This is a genomic window from Streptomyces sp. NPDC048623, from assembly GCF_040650755.1.
In the GTDB taxonomy this organism is placed as follows: Bacteria; Actinomycetota; Actinomycetes; order Streptomycetales; family Streptomycetaceae; genus Streptomyces.
Genome location: NZ_JBEZHV010000007.1, coordinates 1 through 16,154 on the forward strand (window position 1 = coordinate 1; position 16,154 = coordinate 16,154).

General features: G+C 71.6%; 8 protein-coding genes. 3 read left to right on the forward strand and 5 right to left on the reverse strand.

The genetic code is table 11. From position 1 onward, the window contains the following. Nucleotides 1-222: 222 nt before the first annotated feature. From AB0C73_RS12445 to AB0C73_RS12455, 3 genes are all read left to right on the forward strand, one after another. The gene (locus AB0C73_RS12445; protein WP_362528070.1) at nt 223-3,900 is read left to right on the forward strand and encodes an ATP-binding protein; all 3,678 of its coding nucleotides are present in this window, start codon (nt 223-225) and stop codon (nt 3,898-3,900) included. 153 nt (nt 3,901-4,053) lie between these two features. Next, nucleotides 4,054-5,268: an acetyl-CoA C-acyltransferase gene (locus AB0C73_RS12450; RefSeq protein ID WP_362528073.1), complete on the forward strand. Its 1,215-nt coding sequence runs from the start codon at nt 4,054-4,056 to the stop codon at nt 5,266-5,268. After that, nucleotides 5,265-7,403, forward strand: a complete 2,139-nt coding sequence (locus AB0C73_RS12455) for a 3-hydroxyacyl-CoA dehydrogenase NAD-binding domain-containing protein (RefSeq protein WP_362528075.1) — start codon at nt 5,265-5,267, stop codon at nt 7,401-7,403. The genes AB0C73_RS12450 and AB0C73_RS12455 overlap by 4 nt, the downstream gene beginning before the upstream one ends. 94 nt (nt 7,404-7,497) lie before the next feature. Here the strand turns inward: AB0C73_RS12455 and AB0C73_RS12460 are convergent, their stop codons facing one another. From AB0C73_RS12460 to AB0C73_RS12480, 5 genes are all read right to left on the reverse strand, one after another. Beyond that, complete coding sequence (locus AB0C73_RS12460; RefSeq protein WP_362528077.1) at nt 7,498-8,850, reverse strand: phosphodiester glycosidase family protein; 1,353 nt, start codon at nt 8,848-8,850, stop codon at nt 7,498-7,500. Then, nucleotides 8,843-9,574: an Ig-like domain-containing protein gene (locus AB0C73_RS12465; RefSeq protein ID WP_362528080.1), complete on the reverse strand. Its 732-nt coding sequence runs from the start codon at nt 9,572-9,574 to the stop codon at nt 8,843-8,845. The genes AB0C73_RS12460 and AB0C73_RS12465 overlap by 8 nt, the downstream gene beginning before the upstream one ends. Further along, nucleotides 9,571-10,335: a rhamnogalacturonan acetylesterase gene (locus tag AB0C73_RS12470; protein ID WP_362528081.1), complete on the reverse strand. Its 765-nt coding sequence runs from the start codon at nt 10,333-10,335 to the stop codon at nt 9,571-9,573. Before AB0C73_RS12470 ends, AB0C73_RS12465 begins: the two co-directional genes overlap by 4 nt. 67 nt (nt 10,336-10,402) lie before the next feature. Further along, nucleotides 10,403-14,881: a glycosyltransferase gene (locus tag AB0C73_RS12475; RefSeq protein ID WP_362528083.1), complete on the reverse strand. Its 4,479-nt coding sequence runs from the start codon at nt 14,879-14,881 to the stop codon at nt 10,403-10,405. Further along, nucleotides 14,878-16,104, reverse strand: coding sequence for a CDP-alcohol phosphatidyltransferase family protein (locus tag AB0C73_RS12480; RefSeq protein ID WP_362528085.1), 1,227 nt, complete (start codon nt 16,102-16,104; stop codon nt 14,878-14,880). The genes AB0C73_RS12475 and AB0C73_RS12480 overlap by 4 nt, the downstream gene beginning before the upstream one ends. Nucleotides 16,105-16,154 lie beyond the last annotated feature (50 nt).

A 16,154-nucleotide genomic window follows, 5' to 3' on the forward strand; every position in this document is an offset into this window, starting at 1 on the left:
CACGAACCCCACCCCCCCCCCCACCCCCCCCCCGCACCCCGCCCCCCCCCCCCGGGGGGGGGGGGGGGCGCCCCCCCCCCCCCCCCCCGACTGTGGGCCATCGGCCTCCCCGGGCGGCGAGTGGCCGAAGATTCCCGAAGCACCGAGCGGTCCTGGCTGGTCAGCACGTAGGCTGCTGCTTCTGGGGCCGAAGTCGTCCGAATGCCGGGGGGGGGCCAGTTCGTGACCGATGCTCCTGGTGCCGTCGCCCACTTCTGTGCCGCGCTGCGCCATCTCGTCCAGGCGCACCACGTACCGCAGTCGGCTCTGGCGCGGGCCCTGCACCGGAGCGAGTCGACCGTCTCCGAGCTGCTGGCCGGACGCCGTTCCACCGCTCCGAGGCTGGACGACGTACTGCAGATCGTCCGGTACTGCCGCGAGCACACGAATACGCCGGACCTGCCCGGTCTCTCACTGGACCCGGCCTACTGGCGGTTCCGCCACGCCGAGCTGGAGGTGATCGCCGACACCGAGGTCACGGAGCAGCGCCGGCGGCGTCCGCCCCGTCCTGAGGTGGACCGGCGGGCCTGGCTGGAGGAGGACGGAGGCAATTTTGCCGGCGCAGTCGCCGTCCTGGCCGGGAGACGGACGCGCCTGCAGGAGTTCGCCGAGGAACTGCTTGCGCCGCTGACCCTGGACGGATCACCGTCGGCGGATCTGTGGGCGCTTTTCGACGGGTACCCGGCCCGGGTGCGCGCCGCCCACGGCGTGGAGCGGACCGCGCTGCTGTGCGCGGCCGATGTCGTCCTGCACGTCGCCGCGTTCTGCGAGGCCGTCGCCCATGCAGGCCTCACTCCTTCCGTAGACTGGAGCGCCGGTCCGGCCGACGTCACCACCGACGTCATCCACGAACTCGGCCAGATCGAGCTCGGCTCGTTTCGGGTCCGGGAGCCGGCGGAGCTGCGCGCCGAGCTCGCAGCCTCGTACCAGGCCGCGGCGGAGGTCGTGCGCCGGCCGGCCGCCCCGGGCGGTCCCCCGCCCGAGCGGCTCGCGCGGGAGGCGGTGCGGAGGTACGACACCCTGGTGTCCAGGCTCTGCTGGGACTGCCCGGAGTTCTGTCTGACGTCGGACAGCATGGTCGTGCCCGCGGAGGAGGACGAACCGCCCGCCCACGAGGACCGCACAGGCCTCGGCAGGATGGGCACGCTGCTGAGCGCGTTCGCCGGCGGCGGGCGCGCGTCCGACCGTGCGCGGGCACGGCTGCGTGCCCCTATCGCCGCCGTCGACGGCTCGGGGCTCGTGATCCCCAGCCTCGCCGAGGGGTACGTGGCGCCGTCCTTCCGCGTCGCGCCGCGCCCGGTGGACCGCCATCTGGCCAGTGACGACTGGTGGGAACGGCAGCCGCTTCGCGACGACCTGGCGACGTTCCTGGCCGCCCATCTGCTCACCGCTCGGGCGACCCGGGCTCCGCTGCTGGTACTCGGCCATCCCGGGTCGGGCAAGTCGCTCCTGACTCGATTACTGGAGGCGCACCTGCCGGAACGGGAGTTCTTCTGCGTGCGGGTGGAGCTGCGGCACGTGTCCGCCGACGCGGAGGTGCAGCAGCAGATCGAGCAGGCCCTGCTGCGCGACACGGGACGTCGGACGCACTGGCCCGAGGCCGTGGACGAGACGTCGGGTGCAGTCCGTGTGGTGCTGCTCGACGGCTTCGACGAGCTGCTCCAGGCCGGTGCGCAGGGAGAGGCCCATCAGCAGCGCCTGTGGGGGTATCTGGACGCGGTCGAGCGACTGCAGGCCCGCGAGGCGGAATGGGGACGTCCGACGGTCGTCATGGTCACCAGCCGGACCGTGGTCGCCGACCGCGCCCACCTGCCGTCCACCGCCACCGTGCTGCGTCTGGAGCCGTTCGGCGAGCGGCACATCATCCGCTGGCTGGACATCTGGGGTGAGGCGAACCAGCGGTACTTCGCGGAGAAGGGCCTCGATCCGCTCACCTGGGAGGTGGTGCGGCCTCACACGGAGCTCGCCCGGCAGCCGCTTCTCCTGCTGTTGCTGGCGCTGTACGACGCGGTGGGCAATCCACTGCGGCTGTCGCACGGGGTCGGGAAGGGACGTACCGGGCTGTACGAGACACTGCTCGGCGAGTTCGTGCGCCGGGAGGTCGTGAAGCACGCGGGCCCGCTGCCGGACACCGCGGAGGCCGGAGCCGTGGAGGACGAACTGTGCCGGCTGGCGGTGATCGCGACCGGCATGTTCCATCGCGGCAGCCAGAGCATCTCGGCGCAGGACGCCGAGCGGGATGTCGCGCTCCTCCTGGAGGCCGGGCACTCGCCGCTGGTCTTCGGGCGCTTCTTCTTCGTCCACGAGTCCCAGGCGGTGGTGGCGGAGGAGGAACTGCGCTCGTACGAGTTCCTCCATGCCACCTTCGGCGAGCATCTGGCGGCCCGGCTGATCCGCCGCGAACTCGGCATCCTGCTGTCCGCTCACGTCGCCGACGGGTGCATACCGGACGACCGGCGCCTGCGCGCCCTGCTGTCCGTGGTGCCCCTGACCGACCGTGCGGAGGTGGTGCGCAATGTCCACGAGCTGACCGTGACGGACGGTATGGATGTCCGCCGGTCGCTCGTGGAGCTGCTGAGAGAGCTCTTCGCGCAGGCCGGGCAGGCCGGCTCGCGCGGCCCGGACCTCGCGTACCGGCCGATCGTCCAGAGCGCCGTGGAGCGTGACGCCGTCTACGGCGCGAACCTCCTGCTGCTCGCCGTCGCGGTCGCGGGAGAGCTCGACCTGACCAGTTTTCTGGCCGGGTGCTGGGAGCCCGCGGACGCCTGGTCGCGCTGCGCCCACCTGTGGCGGTCGCAGTTCGGCGACGCCTCGTGGACCTCGTTCACCCGGTCTCTCTCCCTGCGGCGCGGACTGCGGATCGCCCTGCGTGAGGAGGGTGCGGACGACCCGGACGGTGCCGGGTACGGGGACGGCCCGGCCTGGTCCGTACCCGTGCGGGCGCCCCGGCAGGGCGGCTTTCACGCGCCGGACGCGATCTCCGCCACGGAGCTGATGCGCCGCGTGGCCTTCGTGGCCGATGCCGACGCCATGGACCTCCTCCACCTCGTGGTCCCGCTCCTCGACCGGCTGCCTGGCACCCTGCGCACGTACCACTCCGACGGGGCCGGAGAGATCCGCTCCGCGGCCCATCTGCTCGTATCGCTGCTGAGCCGGAGCCATGGGACGGCCGCGGACTTGGCGGGCGCGTATGCCGATCTGGCCGTGCTGCTGGCGTACGTGCCCGAGGAGGATCTGTCACGGATGCGCGAGGCCGTGGCGCGGCAGTTGGTCCACGACTCCGCCCGGCTGCCGGGGCCCGCGGCGGTGGAGGCGCTCCGGGCCCTGACCCTGTCGGCGGTGACGGACCCGGCTCCCTGGCGGCACACGAGCACCTGGCGGCTGCTGCTCGGATGCGCCCAGGAGCTCGCCGGACGCCCCGACGTGGCCCAGGCCGAGCTGGACACGATCGCCTCCCGGCTGGGCGGATTCTTCCGTACCGCCGATGAGCAGTCGGATCTGGCCGCCGCCGTCCGACAGGCGGACACCACCCACGTCTGGCAGCACGCCGGGCCGGGCCGGGTGCGCGGCATCCTGGACCGGCACAGGGCTGCCCTGGCCGAGGTCCCGGAGGTCGAGCGCCCACGTCTGACGGTCGGGCTGCTGCGGCTCGCCCGGGAGTTGGGCCGGGACGACTGGCTGGCCGAGCACGCCGAAATGCTGCTCCTGACACTGGACCTCGCCGCCCTGGGGCGACTGCGGCCGACGGACGCCGACGCCCTGCTGCCGTTCGTCCGGGACACGGCTCTGCTGCGGCTCCTCGACCGCATCCGTACTGTCTGGCGGGGCGACTCGGTGGCGCTCCCGACGACGGACGTGTGACCCGCCCCGGCGCGTCGCGCGGGTGTGACGTTCGCCGCTTGGGGCGGGGGGACTGGGCAGTCTGGTTACTCGCAAGTAGCATGGGAGGGCAAGCGCACGCTTAGGCGTGGGCCGCAGCAGCAGTGCCATCCCGCACCCTGGAGGAGAGCCATCGTGCCTCGTACCGTCAGGGACGTCGTCTTCGTCGACGGCGTCCGCACCCCGTTCGGCAAGGCGGGCCCGAAGGGCATCTACCACGAGACCCGCGCCGACGACCTGGTCGTGAAGGCGATCCGGGAGCTGCTGCGCCGCAACCCCGGTCTCGACCCCGCCAAGATCGACGAGGTCGCCATCGCCGCGACCACCCAGATCGGCGACCAGGGCCTGACCCTCGGCCGTACCGCGGGCATCCTCGCGGGCCTGCCGCAGTCCGTGCCGGGCTACTCGATCGACCGCATGTGCGCCGGTGCGCTGACCGCCGTGACCACCACGGCCGGTTCGATCGCCTTCGGTGCGTACGACGCCGTCATCGCCGGTGGTGTCGAGCACATGGGCCGCCACCCCATGGGCGAGGGCGTCGACCCGAACCCGCGCTTCGTCAGCGAGAAGCTGGTCGACGAGTCCGCCCTGTTCATGGGCATGACCGCCGAGAACCTGCACGACCGCTACCCGAGCATCACCAAGCAGCGCGCCGACGAGTACGCCGTGCGCTCGCAGGAGAAGGCCGCCAAGGCGTACGCCGACGGCAAGATCCAGCAGGACCTGGTGCCGATCTCGGTCCGCCGCACCTCCCCCGAGGCCGGCGAGACCGGCTGGGGCCTGGTCACCGCCGACGAGCCGATGCGCCCGGGCACCACGCTCGAGTCGCTGGCCAACCTGAAGACGCCGTTCCGCGTCCACGGCAACGTCACCGCGGGCAACGCGGCCGGCCTGAACGACGGCGCCACCGCGTCGATCATCGCCTCCGAGGACTTCGCCCGCGAGAACAACCTCCCGGTGAAGATGCGCCTCGTCTCCTACGCCTTCGCCGGCGTGGAGCCCGAGGTCATGGGCTACGGCCCGATCCCGGCCACCGAGAAGGCCCTTGCCAAGGCGGGCCTGTCCATCTCGGACATCGGTCTCTTCGAGATCAACGAGGCCTTCGCCGTCCAGGTGCTCGCCTTCCTGGAGCACTACGGCATCGCCGACGACGACGCCCGTGTGAACCAGTACGGCGGCGCCATCGCGTACGGCCACCCGCTCGCCTCCTCCGGCGTCCGTCTGATGACGCAGCTGGCCCGCCAGTTCGAGGAGAACCCGCAGGTCCGCTACGGCCTCAACACGATGTGCGTCGGCTTCGGCATGGGCGCGACGGTCATCTGGGAGAACCCCCACTGGGAGGGCAAGTGAGCACCACCGCCGAGCTTCTGAAGGGCGCCGCCGAGCTCTTCCCGGACGAGGTCGTCACCTCGGCCCACGTACGGCACTTCGAACTCCCCGCGGGTGCGGGCCGGTTCGCGCTGATCACGCTGGACAACGGCTTCGACCACACCAAGCCGACCACCTTCGGTCCCGCGTCGCTCGCCAACCTGAACAAGGCGATCGACCAGGTCGAGGCGGAGGCCGCGAACGGTGAGATCACCGGCGTCGGCATCACCGGCAAGCCGTTCATCTTCGCCGTGGGCGCCGACCTCAAGGGCGTCGAGCTGCTGAAGAAGCACGAGGAGGCCCTGGCCATCGGCAAGGGCGGCCACGACGTCTTCAAGCGTCTGTCCGCGCTCGCCGTGCCGACCTTCGCGTACTACAACGGCGCGGCCATGGGCGGCGGCGTCGAGGTCGGTCTGCACTGCAGCTACCGCACCGTCTCCAAGGCCCTGCCGGCCTTCTCGCTGCCCGAGGTCTTCCTCGGTCTCGTCCCCGGCTGGGGCGGCTGCACGATCCTGCCGAACCTGATCGGCGCGGAGAAGGCCGTCTCGGTCGTCATCGAGAACAGCCTCAACCAGAACCGTCAGCTCAAGGGCAAGCAGGTCTTCGAGCTCGGCATCGCCGACGCGCTCTTCGAGGGCGCCGACTTCCTGGAGCAGTCGCTCATCTGGACCGCCGGTGTCCTGAACGGCACCGTCACCGTCGAGCGTCCGGAGATCGACCGGGGCGAGGGCTGGGACCAGGCCGTCGCCAAGGGCCGCGCGGTCGCCGACTCCAAGGTGCACGGCGCCGCCCCGGCCGCCTACCGCGCCCTCGACATCATCGAGGCCGCCAAGGACGGCGACCTGCAGAAGGGCTTCGACGCCGAGGACCAGGCCCTCGCGGACCTGATCATGGGCGGCGAGCTGCGCTCCGGCATCTACGCCTTCAACCTGGTGCAGAAGCGCGGCAAGCGCCCGGCCGGCGCGCCGGACAAGAACCTGGCCCGCCCGGTCACCAAGGTCGGTGTCGTCGGCGCCGGTCTGATGGCCTCGCAGCTCGCCCTGCTGTTCCTGCGCCGCCTGGAGGTGCCGGTCGTCCTGACCGACATCGACCAGGAGCGGGTCGACAAGGGCGTGGGCTACGTCCACGGCGAGATCGACAAGCTGCTCGGCAAGGGCCGTATCAACCAGGACAAGGCCAACCGTCTCAAGGGCCTGGTCTCCGGTGTCCTGGACAAGGCGGCCGGCTTCGCGGACGCGGACTTCATCATCGAGGCCGTGTTCGAGGAGATGTCCGTCAAGCAGAAGGTGTTCGCGGAGGTCGAGGCGGTCGCCCCGGCGCACGCGATCCTCGCCACCAACACCTCCTCGCTGTCCGTCAGCGAGATGGCGTCCAAGCTCCAGCACCCGGAGCGCGTGGTCGGCTTCCACTTCTTCAACCCGGTCGCGGTCCTGCCGCTCCTGGAGATCGTCCGCGGCGAGAAGACCGACGAGGCCTCGCTGGCCACGGCGTTCGGTGTCGCGCGGAAGCTGAAGAAGACCGCGGTCCTGACGAAGGACGCCCCGGCGTTCGTCGTGAACCGCATCCTGACCCGCTTCATGGGCGAGATCCAGAACATCATCGACGAGGGCACCCCGGTCGCCGTCGCGGAGAAGGCGGTCGAGCCGCTCGGTCTGCCGATGTCGCCGCTGGTCCTCCTGGAGCTCGTCGGCCCGGCCATCGGTCTGCACGTCTCCGAGACCCTGAACCGCGCCTTCCCGGAGCGCTTCAAGGTCTCCCCCAACCTGAAGGCCGTCGTCGAGGCCGGCAAGCGCGGCTTCTACGTCTACAAGCCGGAGAACGGCTTCAAGCCGGAGCTCGACCCCGAGGTCGCCGCGCTCCTCAAGCAGGGCGACGTCGTCCTGACGGAGGAGCAGGCCCGGGACCGCGTCCTGGACGCGGTCGCGCAGGAGATCGGCCTGATGCTGGAGGAGGGTGTCGTCGCCGAGGCGCAGGACATCGACCTCTGCCTGATCACCGGCGCGGGCTGGCCCTTCCACCTGGGCGGCATCACGCCGTACCTGGACCGCGAGGGCGTCTCGGAGCGCGTCAACGGCAAGCGCTTCCTGGCGCAGGGCGTGGCGAGCGTCCCGGCGTAACACGCGTACGCACAGGCGACGGCCGGTGGCCGCTCCCCTCGGGGGGCGGCCACCGGCCGTCGCCGTTCACGGGCTACGGACTCACGGATCGGACTCACGGCTCCGGCAGGACCGCGAGGACGGTGGCGACCTGGCGTTCGCTGACGGGGTCCCCCTTCGCCTCGCGGGGCCGGTTGCGCAGTTCGCCGTCGACGACCATCGTCGACGAGCCTCCGCCGTCCAGGTTCAGCCCGTCGACGGCGCCGAGCGAGCGCAGCAGCTCGCCGGCCTCCGCGAGGGTGGCGCCGGTACTCACGCCCGGCTCGCGTCCGTCGAGGACGAGCAGCAGCACCGTGCCGTCGCGCGTGACGCCCACCACGGTCCTGGCCGGGCGGTCCTGGCGGGTCAGCTCCCGCTCCCCCAGGGCGAGTTCGCCGTCCTTGAGCAGTCGCGCGCCGCCGCCGACCGCGGAGTCCACCGGTCCTGGGACGGGTTCTCCGTCCGGATCGCGCAGGATCGTGGTGGCGTCGACGCGGCTGCCGGGGCGGGCATGGGACCGCAGCCAGTCCGCGCCCGCGCCGATGCCGTACAGCACGCGCATGCCGCGCGGTACGGACCCGGTGGCCGGGGAGCGCAGACCGCGCACCGTGCCGTCGGCGGCGAACACCGCCGCTACGGCGTCGCCGCTCCGGTCCTCGGGCAGGGTGGTGCCCCACTCCTGCGTGAACTCGACGATCTCGTCCGGGTCCTCGCACAGGCCGCTCCTGACGTCCCGGGTCAGCGGCCGGCCGTCCTCGACCCGCCGCTCCCCGTCCGGCCCGCCGCACGGCCGCAGCCGCCCGGCGACGCGGTCGACGCCGTCCAGGGCACGGGTCGCCCCGTCCGCGGCGCCGATCCGCCCGTACGACGCCACCGCCGTGATCCGTGCGGTCGTCCGCCCGTCCCGGCTGCCGAGCAGGAGGGCGGCGGCGTCGTTGCGGGATTCGCTCAGAACCCGGCCCTGCTCGGCGTACAGCCCGATCGGATCGCCCGGGTACCCGGCGAAGCCCTTGCCACCCCGGATGTCGAAGTACGAGGCGTTCACGGCGGCGAGCGCGTGGGTGCGGCGCGCGACGTCACGCACGGTCTGCGCCCCCGCAAGGGTCCGCCCGTGCTCGGCGGTCAGCCGCGCCCGCGCATCGGGCGCGACGCGCAGCAGGTGTGCCCGCACCGGGCCGCCCGTTCCCTGGGCGGTGAACTCCTGGTAGCCGACCCCGGGAGCCAGTTGCCGCCCGGCGGGCAGCGTGTCCGTCCTCAGTGCGGGCCGCCGTTCCCCACCGTCGGAGCAGCCGGCGGTCCCGGCGAGCAGCGCGAGCGCGAGCACGGCGGCGGGCAGCCGCCCGCGGCGCGGAAGCGTGCGACGGGCGGGGCGGGCACCGCCACGGGGGCCGGCGCCGGTCCGAGCCGCCGCCCGGCGTCCGCTACGCATCCGGGAGGATCGCACCCGGTGTCCCGGACAGGTCGCCCAGGTGGACCGTGATCTCCTGCCAGACCCGGTGGCCCAGGTCGTCCTCGAAGCAGAGGGCGAAGGAGTCGTAGCCGAGGTGGCCGGGGTCCGCCTGATAGGAGAGGGAGCCGTCCGGGGAGGTGGAGACCGTGCCGCGGGACGGGAAGGTGGTGCCGGTGAGGCGCAGGCCCTCGGCGGGGACGTAGGCGCCGGGGATGAGGAAGCCGCCGCCCGGGGCGAGGGTCATCGAGCGGCCGGGAAGCCAGTGGCGGCGGACCCGGAAGCCGATGCGGGAGACCGCCATGGAGGGGACGAGTCGCTCGTCCTCGGTGCGCTTGACGCCGACCACGACCCTGGGCAGGAAGTACGCTCCCTCGGCGGCGTCGGCGGCGACCTTGACGGTCATGGTCGCCGTACGCGGCTCCGCGCCCGAGCTGTACGTGGCGTAGCGGCCGTTGGCGAGTTTGCCGAGGCCCTTGTGGCGGGCGACGTCCAGGACCGTGTTCTCGAAGATGTCGCCGAGCAGATAGCCGTACACCCGGTACGGCGCGTCCTGCGGAGTGATGGACAGGGCCAGCTGGAAGCGCTGCCCGGGGACGAGCGGCAGCGCCGGGTCGGCGTCGGAGAACAGCTCCAGATGGCCGCCGTAGCGCGGGTCCTCGGGATGGGTCACCCAGGCGCGGGTCAGCGGGTACCAGTCGTTCATCGGCCTACCTCGCTCACGCGGGACTTGGTCAGGTGCTCGAAGACGTCGTCCGGCAGCCAGGTCACCTCGTGCTCGGGGACGTGCGCGTCCAGGTTGCGGAAGAGCTCCGGCGGCAGGACGCGCTGCGCGTACAGCTCGCGGGCGACGTAGCGGGCGCATTCCAGGGCACCGTGCGGGCGCAGGTGGCTGTTGTCCTCCACGCCGTCGGGGTAGTTGGGGTGCTCCCCGGGGCCGAGGTAGAGGAAGATCTTCTTGCTCTCCGCGTCGCCGATCCGCTCCCACCAGGTGCTGGTGAACTCGTGCAGGTCGATGAGCGGGACGGAGATCGTCCGGGAAAGCTCGCGGACGGCCTGCGGGTAGACACCGAGGCTGCGCTTCATGTTGCCGAAGGCGTCGAAGACGCGCCGCTCCACGCCGGGCACGAGCACGGGGTGTGCGCCGCGGGCGCGAGCGCCGTCGGTGTACTTGCGCAGGTAGAACTGGAAGTCGGAGAACGGCGCGGTGAACCGGCCGTCCTCGGCGCGCATGTCGTTGTGGCCGAAGGAGATCAGCAGGAGGTCGCCGGGGGCGATGTTCTCCAGGATCCAGGCGAGCCGGCCGCGCTCGTAGAAGCTGCGCGAACTGGCGCCCGCCCGGGCCGCGTTGACGACCTCGGCGCCCTGGGTGAACAGGTGCAGTGCCTGTCCCCAGCCGGCCATCGGGGCCATGCTGGTCTGCCGCGTGCAGGCTCCGGACCCGCCCGCGATGAAGATGCGTCTCATCCGCTCACTCGTCTCTGCCTGTTCCGACCCGGCCTGTCCTGCCCCGGCCTGCTGACCGGTCCGCCGCTCATGGGATCAGCACCCCTCGGTGCCGGTCGTCGAACACCGGGTCGGCGACGTCGGCCGGGTCCAACGACTTGATCACGGTGTACGCGCGCTCGCAGTTGGAGGTGTCGCGCAGGACGAAGAACTCCTCCGCCCGGCGCTGGTACTCGGGCTCCACGCGGAAGCCGCGCTCCACGGAGGCGACGATCTCGTCGACGGCGCGTTCGACCGTGCCGCAGGCGGGGCCGAAGCCGTCGCGCGCGAGGTCGAAGTATCCGCGCTTGTAGTGCTTGCTGTAGAACTGCTCGTCGTCGAAGTTGGTGTAGACGATCGGCTTGCCCATGTAGGCGACGTCGAAGAACACCGACGAGTAGTCGGTCACCAGCATGGAGCACTCACGCATGGCCAGCTGGACGTCGCGGCCGGTGGTGGAGACCGTGATCGACGGGTGGTCGATCGTGAAGTGCTTCAGGTACGGCCGGATCTCGTAGTGCGGCATGAACTCCAGTTCCACGCCGTACCGCTGGAGTGTGTCGAGCAGTCGCTCGTCGCGCAGCAGCGCGGAGAAGAAGCGGTAGTACGCGGAGGCCGCGAACGGCACCTCCGGTTTGGCCGCCTTGTTGTAGGAGGGCGCGACGATCTCACGACGCCAGGTCGGCATGACCAGGATGCGGCGTTTGCCGGGCACCGGGGCCAGGGCGTCGAAGCGGGGCAGTCCGGTGGCGGCGACGCGCTCGTAGCCGTAGCCGCAGTGTTCGGCGTAGTAGGCGCGCTCGCTGCGGCCGGTGGTCAGCACCAGGTCGACGTTGGTGACCTGGGCGTGGATGGAGGCGACGACGTCGTTGTAGACGACGCCGTGCTGGAGGAAGACCCGCTTGTAGCGCAGCAGGTCGCCGTATCCGCGCAGGAAGGAGCGCTTGTTGAGGCCGGGGAAACCGAGGTAGGCCTCCAGGTCGTACGCGTTGATGAGGCGTTCCGCGTGCAGCAGATAGGCGCGGTGGCGCCAGGACAGGCGGTCGATGACCTGGCCGTGGCGTGCCACCTTGTCCCAGTCGGCGGAGTCGCGGTTGATCGAGTAGTAGACCTTCCGCTTCGGGTGGTTCTCCCGGATCCACTTGAAGAGGTGGTAGCTGTTGTCCTGGGCGGTGTCCTCGCGCTCGCCGATGATCCAGATGCCGCGGCGGCCGAGCACCGGCCTGGTGAGCCAGTAGAGCAGCCGGGTGCGCCAGCCGGGGCTGCCGGGCAGCGAGCGGCGCAGTTCGGAGCGGAGGCGGCGCAGCCTGTCGGCGCGGCGGGCGAGCGCGCCGCGCACCCAGCGCACGGTGACGCGTTCGTCGTCGTCGATGCTCAGCACCAGACGGCGGCGCCGGCCGGTGTGCACGCCCTTGAAGCGATGCAGCATCTGGCGGGTGGACAGCGGCACGTCATGGTGGCGCTCGTCGTGGTGGATGCGCAGCGCGAGCCGCAGTTCGGCGCCGCAGAGTCCGTCGAGGACGTTCTCGGGGACGGCTGCCCGCCAGCCGGAGAACCAGTCCTGGTCCTTGCGGGTGCGCCAGCGGTCGCGCCGGTAGACCTGTTCGAGCGGTACGGCGGCCTCGCGCTGCCCGTCGCCGAGGACCAGCTCCAGCGGGTTGGTGAAGAGGGTGTCGATGTCGGTGCCGGAGAAGACGAGCAGGCCCTCGAACTCGACGGTGCCCTCGGCCGTGCCCCGGCCGGTCCAGCGGAGGGTCTCCAGAACGGCGCCGGTGCGCTCGATGCGGAGCAGCGCGGTGTCCACGGGGTCGTCGGCGAGCCGGCGGAAGACACCGTCGGCGTCGAGGTGGAGGGTGGGCAGGTAGGCGGGGGTGTGCAGCGGGTCGGCGAACAGCTCGAAGTCGCCGGTGACGACGGCGTGGTGCTGGAGCCGGGACTGCTGCTGGACGGCGTACTGCAGGATCAGGTCGTCGGGGATGCCTGCGTAGACGCGGTGCAGCACGGGAAAGACGGCGGCGAGTTCCGGCCGGCTCATGATCCGGTGCATGTTGCGCACGTACGGCTGGAGCGAGCGGACGACGAAGCGCTGGGCGAGCCGAACGGTGCGCTCGGGTTCGCCGGCGACGGCCTTGAGGACATGGTCGGCGAGCCGGACCAGTTCCTGGGTCTTGACCGGGTCGTTCCAGGGGCGGTCGAAGAGGGAGTCCTGTTCGCGCTCGTCGCGGGCGTAGTAGCGGGCGCCCTTGGCGAGGGTGATGCGGCGGGAGCGGAGCAGGGCGGGGACGGTGAACCAGTCGTCCTCGAAGCCGGGTCCCGGACCGCAGCGGAAGGCGCGGTCGCGGATGTAGGAGGTCTTGAAGAGCTTGGCGCCGAGGGCGGTGGAGAAGACCAGGTAGGGCGCGTCGTGGAGCTGCCGGACCCGGGTGTTCTCGGTGAAGTAGCGCAGCCAGGGTTCATCGTCGGCGCGGCGTGGGCCGGGGAAGTTGTCGGCCTCGCCGACGACGACGTCGTAGCCGGTTTCGGCCGTCCGGGTGGCGGCGAGCAGCCGGGCGAGGACGTCCTCGCCGAGCAGGTCACAGGCGCGGGTGAACAGCACGTACGGGGCGCGGACGTAGCGCAGGCCGTGGTCGAAGGAGGAGCGCAGGCCGAGCAGTGCCTGGCTGACGACCTGCGCGTTGGGGTGGCGCGCGGCGAAGGCGGCGAGCTGCCGGGGGGTGCCGTCGGTGGAGCCGTCGTCGACGAGGACGATCTGGGTGTTGCCGAAGCCGCGCTGGGCCATGAGGGAAGCGAGGAAGTCCGGCAGGTTGTACTCGTCGTTGCGGCAGTGCACGACGACGGCGGTGGACGGGCGCTCGGGCGGGGCGACGGGCTGCGGCGTCTCGGTGCCCTGCCACCACAGCCAGGGGGTGCCGCGCGGGTTGGTACGGCCCTGGACGGCGCTGGTCTCGGGGCGCACGCCGAGGTTGCCGCTGACGGTGCGGTAGAACTCGAAGGTTCCGGCCTCGGTGGTGTGGCGCAGCTCGGAGACGTCGACCGAGTCGATGTTGAGCGCGGTGGACGCCCGCTCGCCCTTGTGGCGGAGCTGGACGAAGAAGTTCCAGTTGCCGGCGCGGTCGGCCGCGCCGAGGGTGGCGGCGAGGTCGAGGTCGGCGTGGTAGCGGATCCAGTGCTCGTCGATCTCGACGCCGGTGACCGGGAAGCGGTGGTCGGCCTTGGTGCTGCGGCGGCGCAGTACGGCGATGAGCTGGACGTCGTCGTCGGGGTGGACGCGGCCGAGCTGGTTGCGGATGGCGCCGGTGATGTGCAGCCGGTCGCCGCGGAGCTCCACCCGGGAGGCCTCGTTGGAGAGGCGGGCGTCGGCGAGCCTGCTGCCGGTGAGCTCCAGGTCGGTGACGTCGAGGAAGCTCTCGGCGCCGGGGCGGCCGAGGAGGGAGCCGGACCAGTAGACCCGGCCGTCGCGTTCGACGAGGTCGGAGCTGATGACGCTGCGCCGGGCGAGGAAGCCGGCCGCGGACAGCGCGATGTCGACCCGCCCGTGCATGAGGCCGAAGGCGCGGACGCGTTCCATCGGCCCGCTCAGCTCGTAGGCCTGCTGGTCGAGGGTGCGCAGATAGGGGCCGACGGCGCGGACGAAGCCCTCGCGGTAGGCCTCGTCGCCGGTGCGCAGTTCGGGGGTGTAGAGGCGCAGGTCGTGGCCGAGGAACTTGGCGCCCTTGCGGGCGAGCAGGTCGGGGCGGCCGGCATCGGCGAGGAAGCGGTCGGTGTACCGGTGGACCCTGACCCGGTCGGTGATGCTGCGCAGCTCGTGCCGGCGGTTGGTGATCGACGGCTGGTCGGTCTCGCGCTCCCACATCCACCGGTAGACGGGGGTGGGCAGCAGGGTGAGGACGCGGGCGTGGAAGTGGGCGACCGTGGAGAAGTAGGTGTCCTCGAAGAAGACGCCCTCGGGGAAGCGGATGCCGAACCTGTCGAGGAAGTCGCGGCGGTAGAGCTTGCCGGCGGCGATCGGATCGTCGAAGAGCTCGGGAAGTTCGCCGAGGCCGGCGACGGTCCGGTCGGTGGTGTACAGCTGCTGCTGCCAGACGGTGATCTCGTCCCTGGCCGGGTTGATGCGCAGCACCCGGCCCGCGGTGACGTCGGCGCCGGTGGTGACGGCGCTGCCGAGGAGTTCCTCGACGGCCTTGAGCGGCAGCTCGTCGTCGGCGTCGAGGAACATCACGTACTCGCCGGTGGCGGCGTCGATGCCGTTGTTGCGCGGGGCGCCGCAGCCGCCGCTGTTGTGCGGGCGCTCGACGATCCGGACCCGGGCGTCCTGCTGGGCGTACTGGTGCGCGACGAGGAGGGTGCCGTCGGCGGAGGCGTCGTCGACGACGAGCACCTCGATCTCGCGGTGGGTCTGGGCGACCGCGGACTGCAGGGCGCGCCCGAGCGTGGCGCTCGCGTTGTAGGCGGGGACGACGATGCTGACACGGTACGGTGCGGGGTCGTGCGCGCTGTCGTACGCCAGGTCGTGCGGCGTGGTGCTCATCGGCCCTGGTACTCCGTCCGCAGGTTCTCGCCCCGCGCGGCCTGGGCCGGGATCTGCTGCAGCTGCACGGTGTCCCCGTAGGACTGGTCGTATCCGGGCCAGGGCTGGTGGGCGGTGTCGTCGTAGGGGTGCGGATACGGCTGGAAGCCGGGGTCCTCGTACGGCTCGGGCGCGGCGAACCGCTCGTCCGTCAGCACCGCGTGCACCGCGCGGTCCTCGGCGGCATCGGCCACCGGGTCCTGGCCACGGCGGCGGTGGCGGCCGGCCTGCATCCGGGGCGAGATGGAGCCGGCCCGGTCGGGCACGCTGTCGGGGTCGAGCTGCTCCAGGGTGCGGGTGAAGTCCCGGGTGGACAGCCAGAACTTGAACATGATCACGAGCTCGAAGAGGCTCAGGAGCACGGCGGAAACGGCCGTGGCGACGAGCACGTGCCCGATGAGCGGTCCCACGATGAAGATGAACATCTGGAACTCGATGCCGCTGATGAGGTGCGGCCGGATCCGGCTGCGCAGCAGTCCGTGCCGGACCCGCGCGTACCAGGGGAAGCTCTTGCGGAAGCCCTGGTGGAGGTCGACGACCGGGGGCCGGCCGGCGGCCTCGGCGGCGGCCCGGTGCTCCTCGGGCTCCGAGTGCGGCTGGTCGCGGAGCAGGTCCTCCATGAAGACGACCTGCTGTTCCTCCTGGCCGGCCCCCTCGGCGTCCTGCCGGGCCAGGGTGAGCGCCTCGATCTTCTTGCGCATGGACATGCGCATCTTGTAGATCTGCAGCGCGTCGACGTAGCGCAGCATGTCGAGGAAGACGACGACGAGCGCGGCGAGCAGGAACACCGGCCGCTCGGTGCGCAGGTACTGGCCGCCCATCAGGGCGAGGGCGCAGAACAGCACCCGGATGCGGTCGAAGACGTAGTCGAGCCAGCCGCCGAACACCGAACCGTTGCCCTTGAGGCGGGCGAGCTTTCCGTCGATGCAGTCGAGGATGAAGCTGACGTGGTAGAGACCGGCGCCGATCGCCAGGGACGCCGGATCGCCTTCCAGGAAGAAGTAGGCGGATCCGAGGCCGACGAAGAGGGCGCCCCAGGTGACACGGTTGGGCGTGACGGAATCGAAGCGCGCGAGCAGGCACACCAGTCGGGTGGCGACCGGGTCGACCAGGAGCACCGTCCACCAGGCGTCCCGCTTCTTGCAGGTCAGCTTCTGGACAGCGCGCAATGACAGCTTGTGCATGGCCCCCTCGCGATGTGGCAACGAAACGTCCCGCCGAGCGGGACCTCGTT